The 19,536-nt window shown below is 72.3% G+C and carries 17 protein-coding genes; 10 read left to right on the top strand and 7 right to left on the bottom strand.

The window, feature by feature from the left end:
- Nucleotides 1-201: 201 nt before the first annotated feature.
- The 3 genes from CP975_RS06685 to CP975_RS06675 are packed head-to-tail and all read right to left on the bottom strand — an operon-like array spanning nucleotide 202 to nucleotide 1,474.
- The gene (locus CP975_RS06685; protein ID WP_055534809.1) at nucleotides 202-525 is read right to left on the bottom strand and encodes a DUF202 domain-containing protein; all 324 of its coding nucleotides are present in this window, start codon (nucleotides 523-525) and stop codon (nucleotides 202-204) included.
- A complete protein-coding gene (locus CP975_RS06680) occupies nucleotides 522-914 on the bottom strand; it encodes a YidH family protein (RefSeq protein WP_055534807.1) in 393 nt (130 codons plus the stop codon). Before CP975_RS06680 ends, CP975_RS06685 begins: the two co-directional genes overlap by 4 nt.
- 23 nt (nucleotides 915-937) lie before the next feature.
- Nucleotides 938-1,474 (bottom strand): NUDIX hydrolase, encoded by a 537-nt coding sequence (locus CP975_RS06675; RefSeq protein WP_150476665.1) that lies wholly within the window; start codon nucleotides 1,472-1,474, stop codon nucleotides 938-940.
- 123 nt (nucleotides 1,475-1,597) lie between these two features.
- Here CP975_RS06675 and CP975_RS06670 point away from each other — a divergent pair, with 123 nt between their 5' ends.
- The 3 genes from CP975_RS06670 to CP975_RS06660 all read left to right on the top strand — a co-directional run bounded on the left by CP975_RS06670 (nucleotide 1,598) and on the right by CP975_RS06660 (nucleotide 5,993).
- Nucleotides 1,598-3,253 (top strand): FAD-binding dehydrogenase, encoded by a 1,656-nt coding sequence (locus CP975_RS06670; protein WP_055534803.1) that lies wholly within the window; start codon nucleotides 1,598-1,600, stop codon nucleotides 3,251-3,253.
- Between the two features lie 168 nt (nucleotides 3,254-3,421).
- Nucleotides 3,422-4,384 carry a hypothetical protein gene (locus tag CP975_RS06665; protein WP_055534801.1) on the top strand — a complete coding sequence of 321 codons (963 nt, stop codon included), beginning with the start codon at nucleotides 3,422-3,424 and terminating at the stop codon, nucleotides 4,382-4,384.
- A gap of 43 nt (nucleotides 4,385-4,427) precedes the next feature.
- Nucleotides 4,428-5,993, top strand: coding sequence for an APC family permease (locus CP975_RS06660; RefSeq protein WP_055534799.1), 1,566 nt, complete (start codon nucleotides 4,428-4,430; stop codon nucleotides 5,991-5,993).
- A gap of 100 nt (nucleotides 5,994-6,093) precedes the next feature.
- Here CP975_RS06660 and CP975_RS06655 read toward each other — a convergent pair whose 3' ends face one another.
- Together CP975_RS06655 and CP975_RS06650 are read right to left on the bottom strand one after the other, a co-directional pair.
- The gene (locus CP975_RS06655; protein ID WP_055534829.1) at nucleotides 6,094-7,491 is read right to left on the bottom strand and encodes a GntP family permease; all 1,398 of its coding nucleotides are present in this window, start codon (nucleotides 7,489-7,491) and stop codon (nucleotides 6,094-6,096) included.
- Nucleotides 7,492-7,601: 110 nt separating this feature from the next.
- The gene (locus tag CP975_RS06650; RefSeq protein ID WP_055534827.1) at nucleotides 7,602-8,108 is read right to left on the bottom strand and encodes a gluconokinase; all 507 of its coding nucleotides are present in this window, start codon (nucleotides 8,106-8,108) and stop codon (nucleotides 7,602-7,604) included.
- Nucleotides 8,109-8,253: 145 nt separating this feature from the next.
- On the opposite strand from CP975_RS06650, the gene CP975_RS06645 reads away from it, so the two are divergent.
- The 4 genes from CP975_RS06645 to CP975_RS06630 all read left to right on the top strand — a co-directional run bounded on the left by CP975_RS06645 (nucleotide 8,254) and on the right by CP975_RS06630 (nucleotide 14,022).
- A complete protein-coding gene (locus CP975_RS06645) occupies nucleotides 8,254-8,955 on the top strand; it encodes a FadR/GntR family transcriptional regulator (protein ID WP_055534798.1) in 702 nt (233 codons plus the stop codon).
- A gap of 36 nt (nucleotides 8,956-8,991) precedes the next feature.
- A complete protein-coding gene (locus CP975_RS06640) occupies nucleotides 8,992-9,408 on the top strand; it encodes a YchJ family protein (RefSeq protein ID WP_055534825.1) in 417 nt (138 codons plus the stop codon).
- A 347-nt stretch (nucleotides 9,409-9,755) separates the two neighbouring features.
- Entirely contained in the window at nucleotides 9,756-12,647 is a 2,892-nt protein-coding gene (locus CP975_RS06635; protein WP_150476664.1) for a peroxidase family protein, read from the top strand.
- Entirely contained in the window at nucleotides 12,634-14,022 is a 1,389-nt protein-coding gene (locus tag CP975_RS06630) for a hypothetical protein (protein ID WP_150476663.1), read from the top strand. The genes CP975_RS06635 and CP975_RS06630 overlap by 14 nt, the downstream gene beginning before the upstream one ends.
- Here CP975_RS06630 and CP975_RS06625 read toward each other — a convergent pair whose 3' ends face one another.
- The gene (locus tag CP975_RS06625; RefSeq protein WP_150476662.1) at nucleotides 14,023-15,594 is read right to left on the bottom strand and encodes an acetolactate synthase large subunit; all 1,572 of its coding nucleotides are present in this window, start codon (nucleotides 15,592-15,594) and stop codon (nucleotides 14,023-14,025) included.
- A 72-nt stretch (nucleotides 15,595-15,666) separates the two neighbouring features.
- A complete protein-coding gene (locus CP975_RS06620; RefSeq protein WP_055529784.1) occupies nucleotides 15,667-16,716 on the bottom strand; it encodes a GlxA family transcriptional regulator in 1,050 nt (349 codons plus the stop codon).
- A 52-nt stretch (nucleotides 16,717-16,768) separates the two neighbouring features.
- Between CP975_RS06620 and CP975_RS06615 the strand changes: the two genes are divergently transcribed.
- The 3 genes from CP975_RS06615 (at nucleotide 16,769) to kdpF (ending at nucleotide 19,528) form a co-directional block, all read left to right on the top strand.
- Nucleotides 16,769-17,215: a cupin domain-containing protein gene (locus CP975_RS06615; protein WP_150476661.1), complete on the top strand. Its 447-nt coding sequence runs from the start codon at nucleotides 16,769-16,771 to the stop codon at nucleotides 17,213-17,215.
- A gap of 153 nt (nucleotides 17,216-17,368) precedes the next feature.
- Nucleotides 17,369-19,210, top strand: a complete 1,842-nt coding sequence (locus CP975_RS06610; protein ID WP_055529786.1) for an APC family permease — start codon at nucleotides 17,369-17,371, stop codon at nucleotides 19,208-19,210.
- Nucleotides 19,211-19,438: 228 nt separating this feature from the next.
- Nucleotides 19,439-19,528 (top strand): K(+)-transporting ATPase subunit F, encoded by a 90-nt coding sequence (gene kdpF, locus CP975_RS06605; protein WP_037896654.1) that lies wholly within the window; start codon nucleotides 19,439-19,441, stop codon nucleotides 19,526-19,528.
- Nucleotides 19,529-19,536: the final 8 nt, after the last annotated feature.

Here is a 19,536-nt window from a genome sequence, read left to right as displayed (position 1 = left end):
CTGCCCGGTCCGCGCCACGGACCCACTGCCACCGGAGGAGGGCTCGCGCCACACCACCCCCACCAGGCAATTCCGTGGATGCGCGGCGGACTTCGGATACGGCGTACGACCCCGAACCGAGCTACGGCTACGGGGGCGCCGACCGGACACGGTCGTGCTGACTGCACGCCGACGCCGTGCAGTCAGCACGAGCACCCTGTCTCAGACCGCCATCACCGCCGCGCACACCGCGAGCGCCAGCGTGCACACGGCCGCCGTCCACGCGGCCCCCGCGCCGAGCGTCCGGGGCCTGCGGGCGGTCAGCGCGAGCATCCTGCGGTGCGCGACCACCAGGAAGCCGAGCCAGAGCAGCAGGCACAGGGCGCAGACCAGTAGGCCGGACACGGTGGCTCCGCCGTGCAGGACCGCGCGGGCGGCGAGGACCGCCGCGACCGTGCAGGACAGCGTCGTACGCCGCCACGCGAGCCGGGTCCGCTCCGGCTGGAGCCCGGGATCGCGGACCGGCTCCGCCTCCGGGCGCGTCACCCCTCCCACCCGAAGAGCACGACCACCACCATGGCGAGCGCCACCACGGCGACCACCAGGCTGAGCACCGTCGGGAAACGGCCCGCGGGCAGGTCCTCGCCGCGCCGCATGGCCCGTTCGCAGCGCACCCAGTGGTTGACCGCCCGCAGCGAGCACAGGACGCCCGCGGCGAGCAGCGCGAGCGCGAGCCCGATCCGCCAGCCCCACCGCAGGTCCGGCAGGAACTGGTCCACGGCGAAGCCGCCGCCGATCAGTGCGAGCGCGGTGCGCAGCCAGGCCAGGAAGGTGCGCTCGTTGGCGAGCGAGAAGCGGTAGTCGGGGGTGTCACCCTCCTCGCGGATGCGCGCGGGCGTGAACCACAGCTTCAGACCCTGTACGAAATTGCTCACGGCCGCACCATAAGCCGTGCCGGTCAGCCGGCGCGGAAGGCCCTCAGTTCGTGGTGGGCGGCGAGCCCGTCCGGTACCCACTCCCACTCGTCGAGCTTGTGCTCCAGCTCGTCGTCGGTGAGGAAGGTGTGCCAGGCGACCTCCTCGACCTGCGGGTTCACCGGCGGGTCGCAGCGCACCTCGTAGACGTACGACCACCAGGTGCGGCCCGCGCCGTCGTCGTAGAGGAACTTGAACAGCGGCGTCGGGCGGGGGAGTTCCGTGACCCCCAGCTCCTCCTGGGCCTCACGCAGCGCCGCATCGTCGCAGGCCTCGCCCGCCCCGACCACACCGCCCACGAACATGTCGTACAGGGAGGGGAAGACCAGCTTGGTCGCGGTGCGGCGGTGCACGAAGACGCGGCCCTCGGTGTCGCGCGCCTGGATGAACACGCAGCGGTGGCGCAGGCCGCGCGCGTACGCCTCACCGCGCGGGGCCTCGCCGACGACCTCGTCGTGCTCGTCGACGATGGCCAGGATCTCCTCGCGGGGGTCGGGCAGGGGCTGAGTGTGTGCCGTCATGCCGGCCATCCAAGCACCCGCCCGGCAATCTCTGTCCGTCGGCCGGTTGACGTGCGGCGCTCCGCTGCCCAGGATCTGACCCACCGGTAACTTCGCGGGCCCCTGTCGAGGAGGACGACCCCCATGGCGTACGACGCAGATGTGATCGTGATCGGGGCGGGGCTCGCCGGACTCGCGGCGACCGCGGAACTCGTCGACGCGGGCCGCCGGGTCATCCTCGTCGAGCAGGAGCCCGAGCAGTCCATCGGCGGACAGGCGCACTGGTCCTTCGGCGGCCTCTTCCTCGTGGACTCGCCCGAGCAGCGGCGGATGCGGATCAAGGACTCCCACGCGCTGGCCCTCCAGGACTGGATGGGCACGGCCGCCTTCGACCGCCCCGAGGACCACTGGCCGCGTGAGTGGGCCGAGGCGTACGTCGACTTCGCGGCCGGCGAGAAGCGGTCCTGGCTGCACGGCCAGGGCGTCCGCTTCTTCCCCGTCGTCGGCTGGGCCGAGCGCGGCGGCTATGACGCACAGGGCCACGGCAACTCCGTACCGCGCTTCCACATCACCTGGGGGACGGGCCCGGGACTGCTCGCGCCGTTCGTGCGGCGGGTGCGCGCCGGGGTCGCGCGCGGCCTCGTCCAGCTGAGGTTCCGCCACCGGGTCACCGGCCTCTCGCGCAGCGCGGGCAGCGTCGACACCGTCACCGGCGAGGTCCTCGAACCGTCGGACGCCGAGCGCGGCAGGGCCAGCGGCCGGGAGGTCGCGGGCACGTTCGAGTTCCGCGCCCAAGCGGTGATCGTCACCTCGGGCGGCATCGGCGGCAACCACGACCTCGTACGCGCCAACTGGCCCGAGCGGCTGGGCACTCCGCCCGAGAAGATGATCTCCGGGGTGCCCGCGCACGTGGACGGCAAGATGCTCGGCATCGCCGAGAACGCAGGAGCGCGCCTCATCAACCGCGACCGCATGTGGCACTACACCGAGGGCATCCAGAACTGGAACCCCATCTGGGAGCGGCACGGCATCCGCATCCTGCCGGGCCCCTCGTCCCTGTGGCTGGACGCGCGCGGCGACCGCCTGCCCGTGCCGCTCTTCCCCGGCTTCGACACCCTCGGCACGCTGCACCACATCATGAGCACCGGCTACGACTACACCTGGTTCGTGCTCAACCAGCGCATCGTCGGCAAGGAGTTCACGCTCAGCGGCTCCGAGCAGAACCCCGACCTGACCGGGAAGTCGGTGCGCGGCGTCATCGACCGCGCGCGCTCCGAAGTGCCGGGCCCCGTCAAGGCGTTCATGGACCACGGCGTGGACTTCGTGGTGGAGAAGGACCTCGGCGCGCTGGTGCGCGGGATGAACGCGCTCAGCAAGGAACCCCTCATCGAGGAGGCCGCGCTGCGCCGCACCCTCGCCGCCCGCGACCGCGAGATCGCCAACCCCTTCACCAAGGACCTCCAGATCACCGCCATCCGGGGCACCCGCAAGTTCCTCGGCGACCGCCTCATCAGGACCGCCACGCCGCACCGCATCCTCGACCCCAAGGCGGGCCCACTGATCGCCGTACGTCTCAACATCCTCACCCGCAAGACGCTCGGCGGCCTGGAGACCGACCTCTCCTCACGCGTTCTGACCGAGGGCGGCGCCCCTCTTCCGGGTGTGTACGCGGCCGGGGAGGCCGCCGGTTTCGGCGGCGGGGGAGTGCACGGCTACCGCTCGCTCGAAGGGACCTTCCTCGGCGGCTGCCTCTTCTCCGGGCGCACCGCGGGCCGTGCGGCCGCCCGCGAGGTGAGTTGAGCAGCTCTTTACCAAGCGGGGACGTCCCAGGTGAAGGGCGAAGTCCGGCGATAGTGAAACGAGTTGGTGAAGAACGAAGGTTAGGCTGCCCTTGACGTGGACTGGTGCCTACCGCTTTGCTGTGCGTGATCATCCGTAAGCGAACCGCGCCGGGGAGGACGTCCCGCGGTGTCACCACCCCCACCCCCACTGGGCCGTTCCCGCAAGAGGGCCGCGGCGCACGCCTTCGACCCCGCGCTCGACGACGCCGAACTGGTCGCCGCGCGGGCCGCGTTGGCGCAGGGGCGCTGGATCGAGGTCCGCGCGCTGCTCGCCGCGACCGGCGACGACTGGGACCGCAGGGGTCACCGCTTCGACGTCCTCGGACAGGAGCCCACCACGGCCGCGTGGGCCCGCGACTGGCGGCTCGTGGAGCCCGAGAGCTACGACGCCGAGGTGCTGCTCGCCTTCGCCGCCGTCCACAAGGCGCTGCGCGGCAAGAAGCGTCCGGACCAGGCGCGCGCCCTGTGCCGGGAGGCGGCCACCCGTGTCCCCGCCGACCCGACGCCCTGGCTCGCGCTGCTCCTGCTCGAACGGTCGCTGGGCCGCGAGGAGGACGTCGTACGCCTCTTCGACGAGGTCCGCCACCGCCACCCCGAGCACCACCACGCCCACCACCTGATGGCCGCCCGTCTCGCCGAGCGGCGGCCGGGCGCGGGCCAGGACCCGCTGCACGAGGTCTACGACTTCGCCGCCTGGGCCGCCGAACAGGCCCCCGCCGACTCCCCGTTGGCGGTGCTGCCCGTCGTCGCGCATGCCGAGCGCTACCGTGTCCTCGCCGCCGCCGGTCTGGAATCGCCCAACCCGATGGCCTCCGGGCACTGGACCGGGCGCCGCGCTCGCGGCGTCATGAAGACCGCCTTCGACTGGTGGCTGGAGTGGGAGGCGCCCGACGAGCCGGGCCACCCGCGCTGCCACGTCGACCTCAACTTCCTCGCCCACGCCCAGTGTTGCGAGGGAAGGGCGGCCGAGGCCGCCGCGCTCTTCCACCGCATCGGCCGGCACGCGACCCCGGACCCCTGGTCGTACCCGGACCGGGACCCGCACCGAGCGTTCACCGCCGCGCGCGCCTCCGCGCTCGGTTCGGCCTGAACGTCCCTATCCCCTGCAAGCCCCCCGAAAGGACAACCGCGCCATGGCGACGGGCAGTTCGAGCACGAGCGGCACCAGATCCCTCGGTGAACCGACGGGTGACAGCGGGATCAGCACCTACAAGGGGCAGGAACGCGCGCTGCGCGCGGGCCGCCTCGGCACGGCGGGCCTGCTGCTCTCCGTGCTCGCCGCGACCGGCCCGCTGATGGTCGTCGCCGGAGTCATGCCCACCACGTACGGCGTGATGGGCATCGTCGGACAGCCCCTGCTCTTCCTCATCCTCGGCGTCGTCCTCGCGCTCTTCAGCCTCGGGTACGCCGAGATGAGCCGGCACGTCCACAACGCAGGGGCCTTCTACGCGTACATATCCCGTGGCCTCGGCGGCACCGCGGGCGCGGGCGCCGCGCTGGTGGCCCTCGTCGCCTACAGCGCCCTCCAGGCGGGCCTGTACGGCCTGCTCGGCTTCGAGGTGTCCGGGCTGCTCCTGACGTACTTCGAGGTCGAGGTCGCCTGGTGGATCCCCGCGCTGGCCACCGTCGCCGTCGTCGCCGTGCTCGCCTGGCTGAAGATCGACCTGAACGCCCGCGTGCTCGGCGTGCTGCTGCTCGTCGAAGTGGCGCTCGTCGTCATCTTCGACATCGCGGCCATCGCCGACCCCGCGAGGGAAGGCCTGTCCCTGGAGGCGTTCCACCCGGACACCCTCACCGGCGCGGGCGTCGCCACGTCCCTGTGCTTCTGCATCGCGGCCTTCACCGGCTTCGAGCAGGCCCCCGTCTACGCCGAGGAGACCAGCCGCCCGCAGGTCGTCGTCGCCCGCGTGATGTTCTTCGCCGTCGGCTTCGTCGCCGTCTTCTTCGCGCTCAGCTCCTGGGCGCTGACGGTCGCGGCCGGCCCCTCCGGAATCGTCCCGGCGGCCCGGGAACAGAGCGCCGGACTGCTCTTCGGCCTCACCGAGTCCCGGCTCGGCGCCACCTTCACCGACGTACTCCACGTCCTGTTCGTGACCGGCATGTTCGCGGCGATCCTCAGCTTCCACAACGTGGTCGCGCGGTACGCGTTCGCGATGGGGCGCGAGAGGCTGCTGCCCGCCGCGTTCGGCCGCACCAACACCTCGACCGGCGCGCCCGGCACCGGCTCGCTGCTCCAGACCGTCGTCTCCGTCGTGGTCGTCGTGGGCTTCGCCGCCGCCGACGACGGTCCGGCGGGCGACCCGACCGCGCCCGTGCTGCACCTGTTCACCTGGGGCGGCAACATCGGCGCGCTCGGCGTGATCCTGCTGATGGCCACGGCGTCCGTCGCCGTCATCGTCTTCTTCGCCCGCAGGGGCGCCGCGCGGGCCCAGGCCTGGCGCATCACCGCGTCCGCGCTCGCCGCGGCCGGACTCCTCGTCATCGCGGGCTACACGGTCAAGGACTTCGACGTCCTGGTGGCCGCGGGCCCCGACTCGGCGCTGAGCTGGGTGCTGCCCGGCATCATCTTCGCGGCGGCACTCATCGGTGTGACCTACGGGGCGATCCTGCGCTCACGGAACCCCGAGGCACACGCGCGGATCGGCCTCGGCAACGAGGCGTTCCAACTGGAGAAGGCGTCTTCGTCGCCCGGGGCGTAACGCCATTTTCGGCTCGGGCTGGTCATCGGCTTCGCCGGGTTCGTCCTCACACGCCGGAGGGGCTGAAAATTCAGCCCCTCCGGCGTGCCGTCGGCGGGCGCTAGATGACGAGGGACAGCAGCAGGACCAGGCCCCCCGCCACCACGGAGATGATCGTCTCCATCACGGACCACGTCTTGATCGTCTGGCCGACGTCCAGGCCGAAGTACTCCTTGACCAGCCAGAACCCCGCGTCGTTCACGTGCGAGAAGAACAGCGACCCCGCACCGATGGCCAGCACCAGCAGCGCCGTGTGGGACGTCGACATGTCCGCCGCCAGCGGCGCCACGAGACCCGCCGCCGAGATCGTCGCGACCGTCGCCGAACCCGTCGCGAGCCGGATGGCCACCGCGATCAGCCAGGCCAGCAGCAGCGCGGGAATCGACCAGTCCTTGGAGAAGTCCAGAATCATCTGGCCCACGCCCACATCGATGAGCGTCTGCTTGAAGCCGCCGCCCGCGCCCACGATCATCAGCACGCCCGCGATCGGGGCGAGCGACTTCTCGACGGTCGTGGAGAGGCGCTCCTTCGTGAAGCCGGCCGCACGGCCCAGCGTGAACATGCCCACGATCACCGCAGCGAGCAGCGCGATCAGCGGCGAGCCGATGACGTCGAAGACCCGCTGCACGGTGGCCTCGGGATCGTCGACCACGATGTCCACCAGCGCCTTGGCCAGCATCAGCACGACGGGCAGCAGCACGGTCGCCACCGTGACACCGAAGCCGGGACGCTTCTCCAGGTCCTCCGAGGGCCGCTGCGGGATCATCTTCTCGGGGGCCGGTACGTCCACCCAGCGCGCCGCGACCTTGGAGAACAGCGGCCCCGCGATGACCACCGTGGGGATGGCGACGAGGACGCCGAAGGCCAGCGTGACACCGAGGTTGGCCTTCACCGCGTCGATGGCGACGAGCGGGCCGGGGTGCGGCGGGATCAGCCCGTGCATGACGGACAGGCCGGCCAGGGCCGGGATGCCGATCCGCATCAGGGAGTAGTTGCCGCGCTTGGCGACCATCAGTACGACCGGGATCAGCAGCACGATGCCGACCTCGAAGAAGAGCGGCAGACCGATCACCGAGGCGATCAGGACCATCGCCCACGGCATCGCGCGCCCGCCCGCCTTGGCGAGGATCGTGTCGACGATCTGGTCGGCGCCCCCGGAGTCGGCGAGCAGCTTGCCGAGGATCGCGCCGAGCGCGATGAGCACACCCACGCCCGCCACGGTCGAGCCGAGGCCGGTCGTGAAGCTGGAGATGGCCTTGTCGAGGGGAGCACCCGAGAAGGCGCCGAGCGCGAGCGACCCGACGGTCAGCGCGAGGAAGGCGTGCAGCTTGAACTTGGTGATGAGCAGGACGATGACGGCGATGCCCGCGAGAACGGCGATCCCGAGCTGGGCATGGCCCGCCGAGGTGATCGGCTCGACGGAGTCCGCTGCCAGCATCTCGACGCTGAGATGGGTCACGGTGGCTTCCTTGTACGTGATGGTGGTGCGGTGCGGGGGCGCGCCCAAGGGGCGCGGGGAACTGCGCGACCAGCCACAGGCGGTTCGCGGGTATGAATCCGACCGAACGCTCAGCCGAGGTGGCTCAAGGCCTCCGCGGCCCTGGCGGCGATCTCCTCCGGAGACCCGGCGACATCGACGGCAACCCCCGCCTCATCGCCCCCGAGAGGCTGCAACGTGGCGAACTGCGAATCAAGTAGCGCCGTAGGCATGAAGTGCCCCTTGCGCTGCCTCATCCGCTCCTCGATGAGCTTCCGGTCCCCGGTGAGGTGGACGAAGACGACGCCGGGGGCGGCGGCCCGCAGCCGGTCCCGGTAGCTCCGCTTCAGCGCCGAGCTGCTGACCACCCCGCCCCGCCCCGCTCGCCCGTGCGCCCAGCTGCCGATGGCGTCGAGCCACGGCCAACGGTCGTCATCGGTGAGCGGAGTGCCGGAGGACATCTTCCGGACGTTCTCCGGCGGGTGGAAGTCGTCGCCTTCGGCGTACGGGACGCCGAGCCGGTCCGCGAGCAGGGGGCCGATCGTGGTCTTGCCGGTCCCTGCCACGCCCATGATCACGACGACGTGGGGGGTGCTCATCGCGTGCCTCGCTGTCTTCATCGACATCATCGACATCGTTCGGTTCGTTCACGCCACTGAAACCCATTAGGTATGACGAATTCAAGAGCCTGTGATGTAAAAGTCTGACTTATTGTTCACGGGGCTCTCCTCGTAGGCTTCCGTCATGACCGCACAGGCCCGAGGGCTGCACTCCCGCGTACTGGAAAGCCTCGGGCCCGCCATCACCGCGGGCGAGTACCCACCGGGCAGCGTCCTGCGCACGGACGAGCTGGCCCAGCGCTTCGAGGTCTCCCGCTCCGTGATGCGGGAGGCGGTCCGGGTCCTTGAGTCCATGCACCTCGTCGCCTCCCGGCGCCGCGTGGGCGTGACCGTACTGCCCACCGAGGAGTGGAACGTCTACGACCCGCAGGTCATCCGGTGGCGGCTGGCCGGCGCCGACCGGCCGCGGCAGCTGCGCTCCCTCACCGTGCTGCGCTCCGCGATCGAACCGGTCGCCGCGGGCCTCGCCGCCCGGCACGCCACGGCCGCCCAGTGCGCGGAGCTGACCGAGTGCGCCCTCGGCATGGTCGCCCACTCGCGCGGCCACCAGCTGGAGGGCTATCTGAGGTACGACGTCGCCTTCCACCGGGTCATCCTCAACGCCTCCGGCAACGAGATGTTCGCCCGGCTCGGCGACGTCGTCGCGGAGGTCCTGACCGGGCGCACCGCCCACCAGGTGATGTTCGAGGACCCCGACCCGCCCGCCGTCTCGCTGCACGTCCAGGTGGCGGAGGCCGTCCGGGAGGGCGACGCGGCCCGCGCCGAGGCGCTGACGCGGCAGATCGCCCTGGGCGCCCTGGAGGAGCTGGACATCCTGGCGCCCTGACACCGGGCGTCCGCCGGGTCGGCGACAATGGGCGCCATGTCCCGACGCGCCACGCCCCGCCCCGCACTACGCCCCACGACCTGCCCCTGCGGCCACGTCGAGCCGTACGAGAAGTGCTGCGGCCGACTGCACCGCGGCGAGGCCGCCGCCGGCACCCCCGAGGAGCTGATGCGCTCCCGCTACAGCGCCTTCGCGGTGCGGGACGAGGCCTACCTGCTGCGCACCTGGCACCCCCGGACCCGGCCGCCCCGCGTGGAGTTCGACCCGGCGCTGCGCTGGGTGGGCCTGGAGATCGAGGAGACCACCGAGGGCACCGCGTTCCACACCACCGGCACGGTGACCTTCCGGGCCCGGTACACCGACGGGGGCCGCCCGGACGCGCTGCACGAGCGGAGCCGCTTCGAGCGGCTCGACGGGGCGTGGGTGTACGTCGACGGAATGTTCATCGACTGAACGGAATGTCCATCGACTGAAACGTCCACGACGCCTTCACACCCCGTGTGCGCACACCCGTCGGGACCCGGCCACCAGCGCACCCGCGCGCATGGGACTGCTGGGAAGCGGAGATTCACACGGGGTGTGTTCGGTACGGACATGACCCTCCCCCGGAGTCGCCGGAAGGCCGCCGACGGGCCCAAACGCCCTGGCCCGGCCGCCTGTTCGAGCCCCCTGCGCGGCCGCGGACATCGGCGGGAACCCTCGCTGCGGCCGCCCGGTGCCGCCAGTAGCGTCTGCCTGCTCCCTGTCCCTCACGCAGTCCCGTACGCAGTCCGTACGCCGTGCGATGGAAGAGGCGCCCGATGGCCGACACCGGACAGCACCAGCAGACTCACGAGCGCTACATGGGCGGCACCCCCGAAGCGGAACGCCTGATCTTCGAACGCCTGGCCGGTGAGCTGATGAGGGTCCAGGAGAAGAACCGCCGCGCGAGCCGGGCCGCCGACCTGGAACGCGCCCTGCACGCCAAGGCCGTCCTCGGCGTCGAGAACGCCAGGCTCCGCTTCCACGACGACCTCCCCGACGCCCTGCGCGGCGGCTTCGCGCAACCCGGCGCCGCCTACCCCGCGACCGTACGGCTCTCCAACGCGAGCGGCATCCGGCAGGCCGACGGGGCACCCGACCTGCGCGGCATCGCCGTGCGCGTGGCGGTGTCCACCGAGGAGAGCCACGATCTGCTCGCCACCAACCACCCCGTCTCGCACGCCCGTGACGCCCGTGAGTTCGTGGCCTTCGCCAAGGTCATGGCGGGCGCCACCACCCGCGTACGGAAGGCCGTCGCGCTCTTCGTCGGACTCCCGCTCGCCGTCGGGCCCTCCACGGCCGCGCGGATGCGCCGCAACGTCCGGTCCGCCGCCCGCCGCGACGTCACCAGCCTCGCGGCCGAGACGTACTGGAGCCGCAGCGCCATCCTGTGGGCACAAGCGGGCCCCGTCCGCTATCTGCTGCGCCCCTCCGGCCACGGCCCGGCCGCGGGGCCCGGAACCGGCCGTCGCGATCCCCAGCACCTGCGCCGCGACCTGGAGACCCGCCTCGCCCGCCAGGACATCGCCTTCGACCTGTGCGTCCAGCGGTACGTCGACGAGCGGCGCACGCCCGTCGAGGACGGCTCCGTCGAATGGCTGGAGTCCGTCGCGCCCGCGCTGCCCGTCGGCACGCTCACCGTCCCGAGCCAGGACCTCGACACCGCACAGGCGCGCGCCGCGGGGCGCCGCGTGGACACGATCGGCTTCAACCCGTGGTTCACCACCGACGACTTCCGCCCCCTCGGCAATCTCAACCGCGCCCGCAAGGCCGCGTACGAGGCGAGCGCGGCCCACCGCCACGGGCTGCGCTTCGTCACCGAGGAACCGCTGCGCAACAAGCTGTTCGGCGTCCCCGTCGGCGCCGCGTTCCGGCTGCTGAACCGCTATGTGCCCTGGCACAAGCTGCCGCTGGCGGCGAGCCTGCTCAACCTCGTCTTCCTGCGCAAGGCGCTGCGCCGCCTCAACCTCATCGACGCCGAGGTCCACGAGGCACCGCCCAAGGCCGAGCCGGTGCCGGCCCCGCCCGATGAACGGCTGCGTACGGTCCGTTCCTACGACGGGTCGTACAACGACCTCTCCCGTCCCGCCATGGGCGCCGTGGGCGCGCCCTTCGGACGCAACCTCAAGCCGGTCTACCGGCCCGACCTCTTCGACGTACCGAACCCCGTCACGGTCAGCCGCCAACTCCTGTACCGCGACACGTTCCTGCCCGCGACCTCGCTGAACGTCCTGGCCGCCGCCTGGATCCAGTTCCAGGTGCATGACTGGGTCAACCACGGCCGCCACAAGCCGGGCGGCAAGGCCGTCGAGGTGCCGCTGCCGCCCGGCAGCACCTGGCAGAACACCCCCGGCGGGCCCGCGGAGCACGTGATGCGCTTCGCCGAGAACGAAGGCGTCGAACTGCCCGGCGATCAGCCGCCGATCCTGTTCGCCAACACCGCCTCCCACTGGTGGGACGGCTCCGAGGTGTACGGCGAGAACGAACAGACCGCCAGGTATCTGCGCGTACCGGACGGTGGCGCCGAACTGCGCCTGGAGGAAGGGCACCTGCCCCTCGGCCCGAACGGCGTGCCGCTCACCGGATTCGCCGAGAGCTGGTGGATGGGGCTCAGCGCCATGCACACCCTCTTCGCCCGCGAGCACAACGCGGTCTGCGGCGCGCTGCGGCACGCCTACCCCTCGATGAGCCAGGAGAGCGTCTACCACACGGCACGCCTCGTCGTCTCCGCCCTCATCGCCAAGATCCATACCGTCGAGTGGACCCCGGCGGTCCTCGCCACCGAGGCCATCGACCTCGGCCTGCACACCAACTGGGACGGCCCTCCCAGCAGTTGGGTCCACAAGCTCGGCCTGTGGCTCCTCGAATCCCACTCGCTGACGGGCATCCCCCACACCCTGCCGGACCACCACGCGGCGCCGTACTCCCTGACGGAGGACTTCGTCACCGTCTACCGCATGCACCCGCTGATCCCCGACGACTTCGAGCTGCGCGAGCACCACTTCGGACGGCGCCTGGAAACCCTCGGCTTCCGCGACATCCAGGGCGCCGCGGCCGAGGGCGCCATCCGCAAGACGGGCCTCGCCGACACGCTGTACTCCTTCGGCATCGCCCACCCCGGCGCGATCACGCTCCACAACTTCCCGCGCGCGCTCCAGCAGTTCGAGCGCGACGGCGAGATCATCGACCTGTCCGTCGTCGACCTGGTCCGCACCCGGCGGCGCGGCGTGCCCCGCTACAACGACTTCCGCGAGGGCCTGCACAAGCCGCGCATACGCCGCTTCGAGGACCTCTCGCAGGACCCCGAGACCGTCGCCCGCCTCAGGGACGTCTACCGCTCGGTCGACGAGATCGACACGGTCGTAGGCCTGTTCGCCGAGAACCCGCCGCACGGCTTCGGCTTCAGCGACACGGCCTTCCGTGTCTTCATCCTGATGGCCACCCGCCGACTCCAGAGCGACCGCTTCCTCACCGTCGACTTCCGCCCCGAGATCTACACCCCGCTCGGCATCGACTGGGTCCAGAAGGGCGGCATGAAATCCGTCCTGCTGCGGCACTGCCCGGACCTCGCGGGCCTGCTGCCGCGCGGGGCGAGCGCGTTCGCGCCGTGGCGGCACGTGCAGCCGGTGGGCGGCGGGGGCGGGGGCGGGGGCGGCCATGCCGGCCGATGACGGCCACGTAAGCCACGAGGACCACGAAGGTCTCGCCGATCTGCTTGCCCGGCCCCTCCTGGAGACGGTCTGGCGCCGCCGCACCCACCGGGTGAGCCGCGGCGCCACCGTGCCGGCGGGCTCGATGACCTACCGCTCGCCGCACGAGCCCCGCCCCCTCACCGAACTGGAGGAGGCGGTCCTGATCGCGCTGACGGGCTGCACCGGCCTCACCATGCCGGACCGCCCCTTCGACGACCCGCGCGACGGCAAACCGATCATGGCCAAGCCCAACATGACCATGGCGGGCCGCACCGCGGGCAGCCCCGACAACGCGCAGGGCACGCACTTCTTCCTGATCAACGACTCGGGTACGTACTTCCTGCGGAGGCTGCCCCCCGCCCCCGACGAGCCCCTGACCGCCGAGCGCCTCGTCGAGCGGGCGCGGCGGGCGAAGGTCCGCGTCCTCGACCACCGCCTCGACGTCGCCGAGGGCCTGCGCGACTTCCCGGCCTACCTGGACTCCAACCGCTTCCTGTCCAACCTCCCGGGAACGACCCTCCTGTTCCCGGTGGTGGACCTCTCCCACCAGTACGTCAACGCCCTCATGTACCTGCTCACGCAGCCGGACGGCGCCCGCCCCACCCTCGTCGACGACCGCAACTTCCACCGCCCCGCGGGCGTGCGGAAATGGGTCCGCGACGGCTTCCTCAACGGCGACCTGAAACTGCCCCTCGGCGCGCTCGGCCCCCTGCGCACCCAGATCGAGGCCGACCTGCTCCTCCAGAACCTCATGCTCACCGCCGAGGCGATGGGACTCGGCGCCTGGATCCACGCCTCCGTCAACCCGCAGATCGCCCTGGGCGACCCGAAGTTCTCCCGCGCCTACGGCAAGATGCTCGGCTTCACCTTCGTCACCCCGCGCTGGCGCCTGCCGGACCTGTGGCGCTGGCACGTCCCGCTCCCGAAGTACGCCGCCGTGCGCTCGCACCCCGTGGGCCTGACATCCCCTGTGGGCGAACCCCTGATCCAGGCGGCGTGCCCACCCGCGCACCGCACGATGCGCCACGCCGTCGACGCGGTCGTCCGCGCCAAGTTCGGCCCCGGCGGCGTCTACGCCGACAAGGACGTCTTCACCCGCATCTACCGGGAGGACTACGGGCAGCGGTACCTGGCGGAGGCGAGTGAGTACGAGGAGCGGGTGATCGCCTGCACCCGGGACATCTGCGCGTACATCCTGCGGACGCATCGGCGCTTCCCCGCGCATACGGACGCCATCCACGTGCCGGGCGTGTGGCTTCAGGTCCACCACGTGGAGGAGGAGTACTACGAGAAGTTCTTCACCAGCGGGCTGACCGAGACGCACCGCCGCCACGAACGGCTGTGGGACACCTGATCACACCGGCGCCGGCACCGCGCAGTCGACGAGGAACGGCCCCGGCTCCGCGAACCCCCTCTTCAGGGACGCCGCGAACTCCTCCGCCGTGGTGGCCCGTTCGGCGGGGACGCCCATCCCGCGCGCCAGCGACACGAAGTCCAGGGCGGGATGGGAGAGGTCGAGGAGGCGCCGGGCCCGGGCCCCGCCCGCCGCACCCTGTTCCGGGCCCAGCGCCGCCCCCAGCTCCAGATGCAGGATCGCGTACGAGCGGTTGTCGAAGACGACCGTCGTGACGTCGAGGCCCTCCCTGGCCTGCGTCCACAGCGCCTGCGGTGTGTACATCGCGGCGCCGTCCCCCACCAGCGCCAGCACGGGCCGGCCGGGGCAGGCCACCGCCGCGCCCACCGAGAGCGGCAGGCCCTGCCCCATCGAACCGCCGGTCAGCGTCAGCCAGTCGTGCGGCGGCGCCTCGGCCGTCGCGCCGGGCAGCCAGATGCCCGAGGTGTTGGCCTCGTCGACGACGACGGCACCCTCCGGGAGCAGCGCCCCGATCACGGCGGCCGCCGACTCGGCGGTCAGCTCACCGGACGGCAGCGCGGGCCGCACCACCTCTTCCCGTACGGGGGAGGGGCCGGGCCCCACCACCTCGGCGAGCCCTTCGAGCGCCGACGTCACGTCCTCCGCGCCCACCGTGAGCGTATGCACCGCGCACCCCTCGGGCACCAGAGCGCCACCCTGGCCGGGATAGGCGAAGAAGGTCACCGGCGAGGCCGCCCCGGCGAGCACCAGGTGCCGTACGCCCGCCAGTTGACGCTGCGCGCCGGACGCGAAGTAGGCGAGGCGCTCGACGGCCGGCCGACCCGCGCCGCGCTCCAGGCGGGCCGGGAACGTCTCGCACAGCAGCTTGGCGCCCGTGGCCGCCGCCACCCGGCCCGCGGCCACCAGAGCGGCCCCGCGCGCGGCCTCCCCGCCGAGCAGCAGGGCGACGCCCTCACCGGAGCGCAGGGCATCGGCCGCGCCCGTCACCGCGTCCACCGACACGAGGCCGCGCCGCGCGGCGGCGGGCACGGCGGCGGGCGGCGCGGCCGCCTCCGACCAGGACACGTCGGCCGGTACGACCAGCGTCGCGATCGACCCGGGCGGCCCGGTCGCCGCGGCCACGGCCTGCGCGACGTCACCGGCGAGTTCGGTGGCGTGATACGTACGCCGCGTCCAGGCCGAGACCGTGCCCGCGAGCGCCCCGATGTCGGACTCCAGGGGCGCGTCCAGCCGTTTGTGGCGCAGGGCGTGGTCGCCGACGACGTTGACGAGGGGTGTCGCGGCCCGCCGCGCGTTGTGCAGATTGGGCAGGCCGCCCGCGAGGCCCGGCCCCAGGTGCAGCAGCGTGCACGCGGGGCGCCCGGTCATCCGCCCGTACCCGTCGGCGGCGCCCGTGGCCACGCCTTCGAAGAGGCAGAGCACGGGCCGCAGCCGCGGAGCCTCGTCGAGGGCGGCCACGAAGTGCATCTCGGAGGTGCCGGGGTTGGCGAAGCACACGCGGACGCCCCCGTCCACGAGGCCGTCGATCAGGATCTGCGCTCCGTTCGGCATGGCGTTCCGCCTCTGCTCGGTGGCGAGGGCGCGCGGGGGCGCCGGCGCCCGGTGCGTGCGAGAGGCCAGTCTTCACGGGGTGCGGGCCGCGGCGGCAGCCGGGATCCGGCCAGCCGCCGGAGGCCCGCCGGGCCCGAACCTGCGCCGGTAGTCGGACGGGCTGAGCCCCGTCTCCCGGCGCAGCCTGGCCCGCAGATTGGCGGCGGTGCCGAGGCCGCTGCGCCGCGCGACCACGTCGAGGCGTTCCTCGCCGCGCTCGATGAGGCGGCAGGCCAGGGCCACCCGCTCACCGGTCAGCCAGGCCAGCGGGGTGGTTCCCAGCTCCGTACGGAAGCGGCGGTGCAGTGTCGCCGGGCTGACGCCGGCGTGGGCCGCGAGCCCGGCCACGGTGAGGGGGCCCGTCCAGTCCGCTCCTGGCGCGGCCGGTTCGCCGAGGCGCTCCTGCGCCCACGCGAGGAGGGGAGCCAGCGAGAGGTCCGGCACGTCGGGCACCGGGCGCTCCACGAACTGCCGCTGCCCGCCGTCCCGGTGAGCGGCGAACACGAGCCGCCTGCTCACGGAGTTGGCGACCTCCGCCCCGTGGTCGCGGCGCACGAGGTGCAGGCCCAGATCCAGCGCGGCCGAGCTGCCCGCGGCGGTGAGGATGTCACCGTCGTCGACGAAGAGCACGTCCGGTTCGAGCCGCACAGCCGGAAAGCGCTCCCGGAAGGAGTCGGCCCACTGCCAGTGCGCGGTGGCCCTGCGGCCGTCCAGCACCCCGGCCTCGGCGAGGGTGAACGCCCCGCTGCAGAAACCCACCAGCCGGGCGCCGCGCGCGTGCGCCCGCCGGACCGCGTCCAGGACGGCGGGCCGCCGTGGCACCTCGGTGTCCGGCCGGTTGGGCACGATCAGCGTGTCCGCGGTGTCGGCCGCGTCGAGCCCCGCGACCCCGGTGAGCGTGAAGAACCCGTCCCGCATCACGGTGGCCGGAGTGGGGGAGCACAGCACGAAGTCGTACAGCTCGCGGCCCAGTTCCGGCCTGCGCAGCCCGAACACCTCGGTCGCGCAGCCCAGTTCGAAGGGGTTGGAGTTCTCGTCGACGATGACGACGACGCGGTGGTGATGCGAGGATTCTTGCGCCATATGCGATTTCTAGCACTCGCGGGGGCCGCCCGTCACGGCCGAGGATCACCATATGACCACCGAAGCGCACACCGCCGACCAGCCTTTCCCCGCCGGACAGGCGCTCACCCCGGACCGGCCCATCGACCTCGACCGGGCACTCGCCTCGTTCGACGCCCTGTGGAGCCCCCGCATCGTCACCACCGTCAACGACTACGACGTACGCGTGACCAAGGTCGAGGGCGAACACCTCTGGCACGTCCACGACGACACCGACGAGTTCTTCCTCGTGCTCGGCGGCGAACTCCACATCGACCTGCGCGAACCCGCGGGCGAGCGCAGGGTCACCCTCCCGCGGGGCTCGGTCTTCACGGTCCCGCGCGGCACCGAACACAAGCCCTCCGCCCCGGACGGCGCCCGCATCCTGCTCTTCGAGCCCACCGGCACGCCGACCGTCGGCGACCGCCACGAGGAGATCCCGGACCATGTGGACGCGACGACGGGGCACGCGCTGACCTGAGAACACCCTGCCGTCAAGATCCCGCGAAGACCAGGCACTTCAGCGCGAAGAACGCGCTAGGGAACGGCACGGCCGACAGGAACCGGACAGAACCTGAGCGCACCCGCCCGCGTCGAGCACCTCCGCTCGCCGGGATCACGAAGGAGCACGCGCATGTCCGCCCTGACGGCCGAGCCGGAGACCGCCGCCCGCGACGAGGAGCCGCCCGACACCGGCGAACGCCACCGGCTCACGGCGGTCACCGGCCTCGCCGCGCTCTCCCTGGACGCGATGGCCTCCGTCGCGTACGGCCCCGAGGCGATCGTCCTCGTCCTGGCCGCCGCCGGAGGCCACGGTCTCGGCTTCACCCTGCCGGTGACCCTCGCCATCGCCGCCCTGCTCGCGGTCCTCGTCGCCTCCTACCGCCAGGTCATCGCCGCCTTCCCCGACGGCGGCGGCTCCTACGCCGTGGCCAGGGCCCACCTCGGCCGCCGGGCGTCCCTGGTGGCCGCCGCCTCCCTGGTCCTCGACTACGTCCTGAACGTCGCGGTCGCCGTCACCGCGGGCGTCGCCGCCCTCACCTCGGCCTTCCCCGGGCTGTACGGCGACCGGCTGTGGATCTGCCTCGCCGTCCTCGCCCTGATGACCGCCGTCAACCTGCGCGGCATCGCCGACTCCGCGAAGGCCTTCATCGCGCCGACCGCGGTCTTCGTCCTCGCGATGCTCACCCTCGTCGTCGTCGGCCTCCTCCGCTCCGCCCCGGTCAGTACCGAGGCCGCCCAGGGCCACGCCTCGGTCCTCGCGGACAACGCCACCACCGTCGGCGCCCTGCTCCTGCTGAAGGCCTTCGCCTCCGGCTGTTCCGCACTGACCGGCGTCGAGGCCATCGCCAACGCCGTGCCGTCCTTCCGCGCCCCGCGCGCCAAGCGTGCCCAGCACGCCGAGATCGCCCTCGGCGCCGTACTCGGCGTGATGCTGACCGGCCTCGCCGTGCTGATCTCCCGCTTCCACCTCCAGCCGGTCGAAGGCGTCACTGTCCTCGCCCAGCTCGCGGACGCCTCCCTCGGCCACAACTGGGCCTTCTACGTAGTCCAGTTCGCGACGATGACCCTGCTCGCCCTCTCCGCGAACACCTCCTTCGGCGGCCTCCCGGTCCTCCTGAAACTGCTGGCCCGCGACAACTTCCTGCCGCACGTCTTCGCCCTTAAGGCCGACCGCCAGGTCCACCGGCACGGAGTCCTCACCCTCGCCGGGGTCTCCGCCGCCCTGCTCGTCCTGTCCGGCGGCGACACCAACACCCTCGTCCCGCTCTTCGCGATCGGCGTCTTCGTCGGCTTCACCCTCGCGCAGACCGGCATGGTCGTGCACTGGCGCCACGAGCGCGGCCCCCGGTGGCGCGGCAAGGCAGCACTCAACGGCCTCGGCGCGCTCCTCACGGGGGTGAGCGCGGTCGTCGTCACCGCCACCAAGTTCCACGACGGCGCCTGGCTGATCGTCGTCGCCCTGCCGCTGCTCGTCGCCGCCTTCGAGACGGTCCACCGCGCCTATAGCGGGATCGGTGAACGCCTGGGCCTCGGCCGCGTCCCGGACTGCCCGCGCCGCGCCCGCTCCTTGGTCGTCGTGCCCGTCTCCTCCCTGTCCCGGCTCACCAGCGAGGCACTGACCGCCGCCGTGTCGCTGGGTGACGAGGTGCGCGCGGTGACCGTCTGCCACGCCGACCCGGAGGACCGCGCCCAGGCCGAGGCCCTGGAGCGGGACTGGGCGCTGTGGAACCCGGGCGTCCACCTGATCCGCCTGCCCTCCGCCCGACGCACCCTCGGCCGCCCCGTCGCGGCGTACGTACGCGGCATCGAGGCCACCGAGCCCGGCACGCGCGTCACCGTCCTGATCCCCGAGGTCGAGCCCGCCCGCGCCTGGCAGCGCGTCCTGCAGAACCAGCGCGGCGCGGTGGTGGCCCACGCGGTGCGCAGGGACACCGACGCCGCGATCTGCCGCCTGCGCTTCCGGCTCTCCTAGGAGACCGGCCGATTCGTAAGAGACCCGTCAAGACGCCTCTTGACGCCGTATGGACGGCGTCAACAGCGGCTGAAAACGGTCTGAGCAGGGGTTTCCTCTAACCGTCAGACCAAGTAGTTCATCCATCCACTTCCTTCAGGAGCTCACGATGGCCGACCTGGCCTTCGTCGCCACCACGATCGCGGTCTTCGCGCTGGTGGCACTTGTCGCCAAGGGGGTGACGAAGCTGTGACCGCCGAGAACGTCGTCGGCCTGATCGTGGCCGTCGCCCTCCTGGGCTATCTCGTCCTCGCCCTCGTCTTTCCGGAGAGGTTCTGAGTACGGAT

Origin of the sequence: Streptomyces alboniger, assembly GCF_008704395.1 — a bacterium.
In the GTDB taxonomy this organism is placed as follows: domain Bacteria; phylum Actinomycetota; class Actinomycetes; order Streptomycetales; family Streptomycetaceae; genus Streptomyces; species Streptomyces alboniger.
Note: the sequence above shows the minus strand (reverse complement) of the source record. Positions and strands in the feature narration are given on the sequence as shown.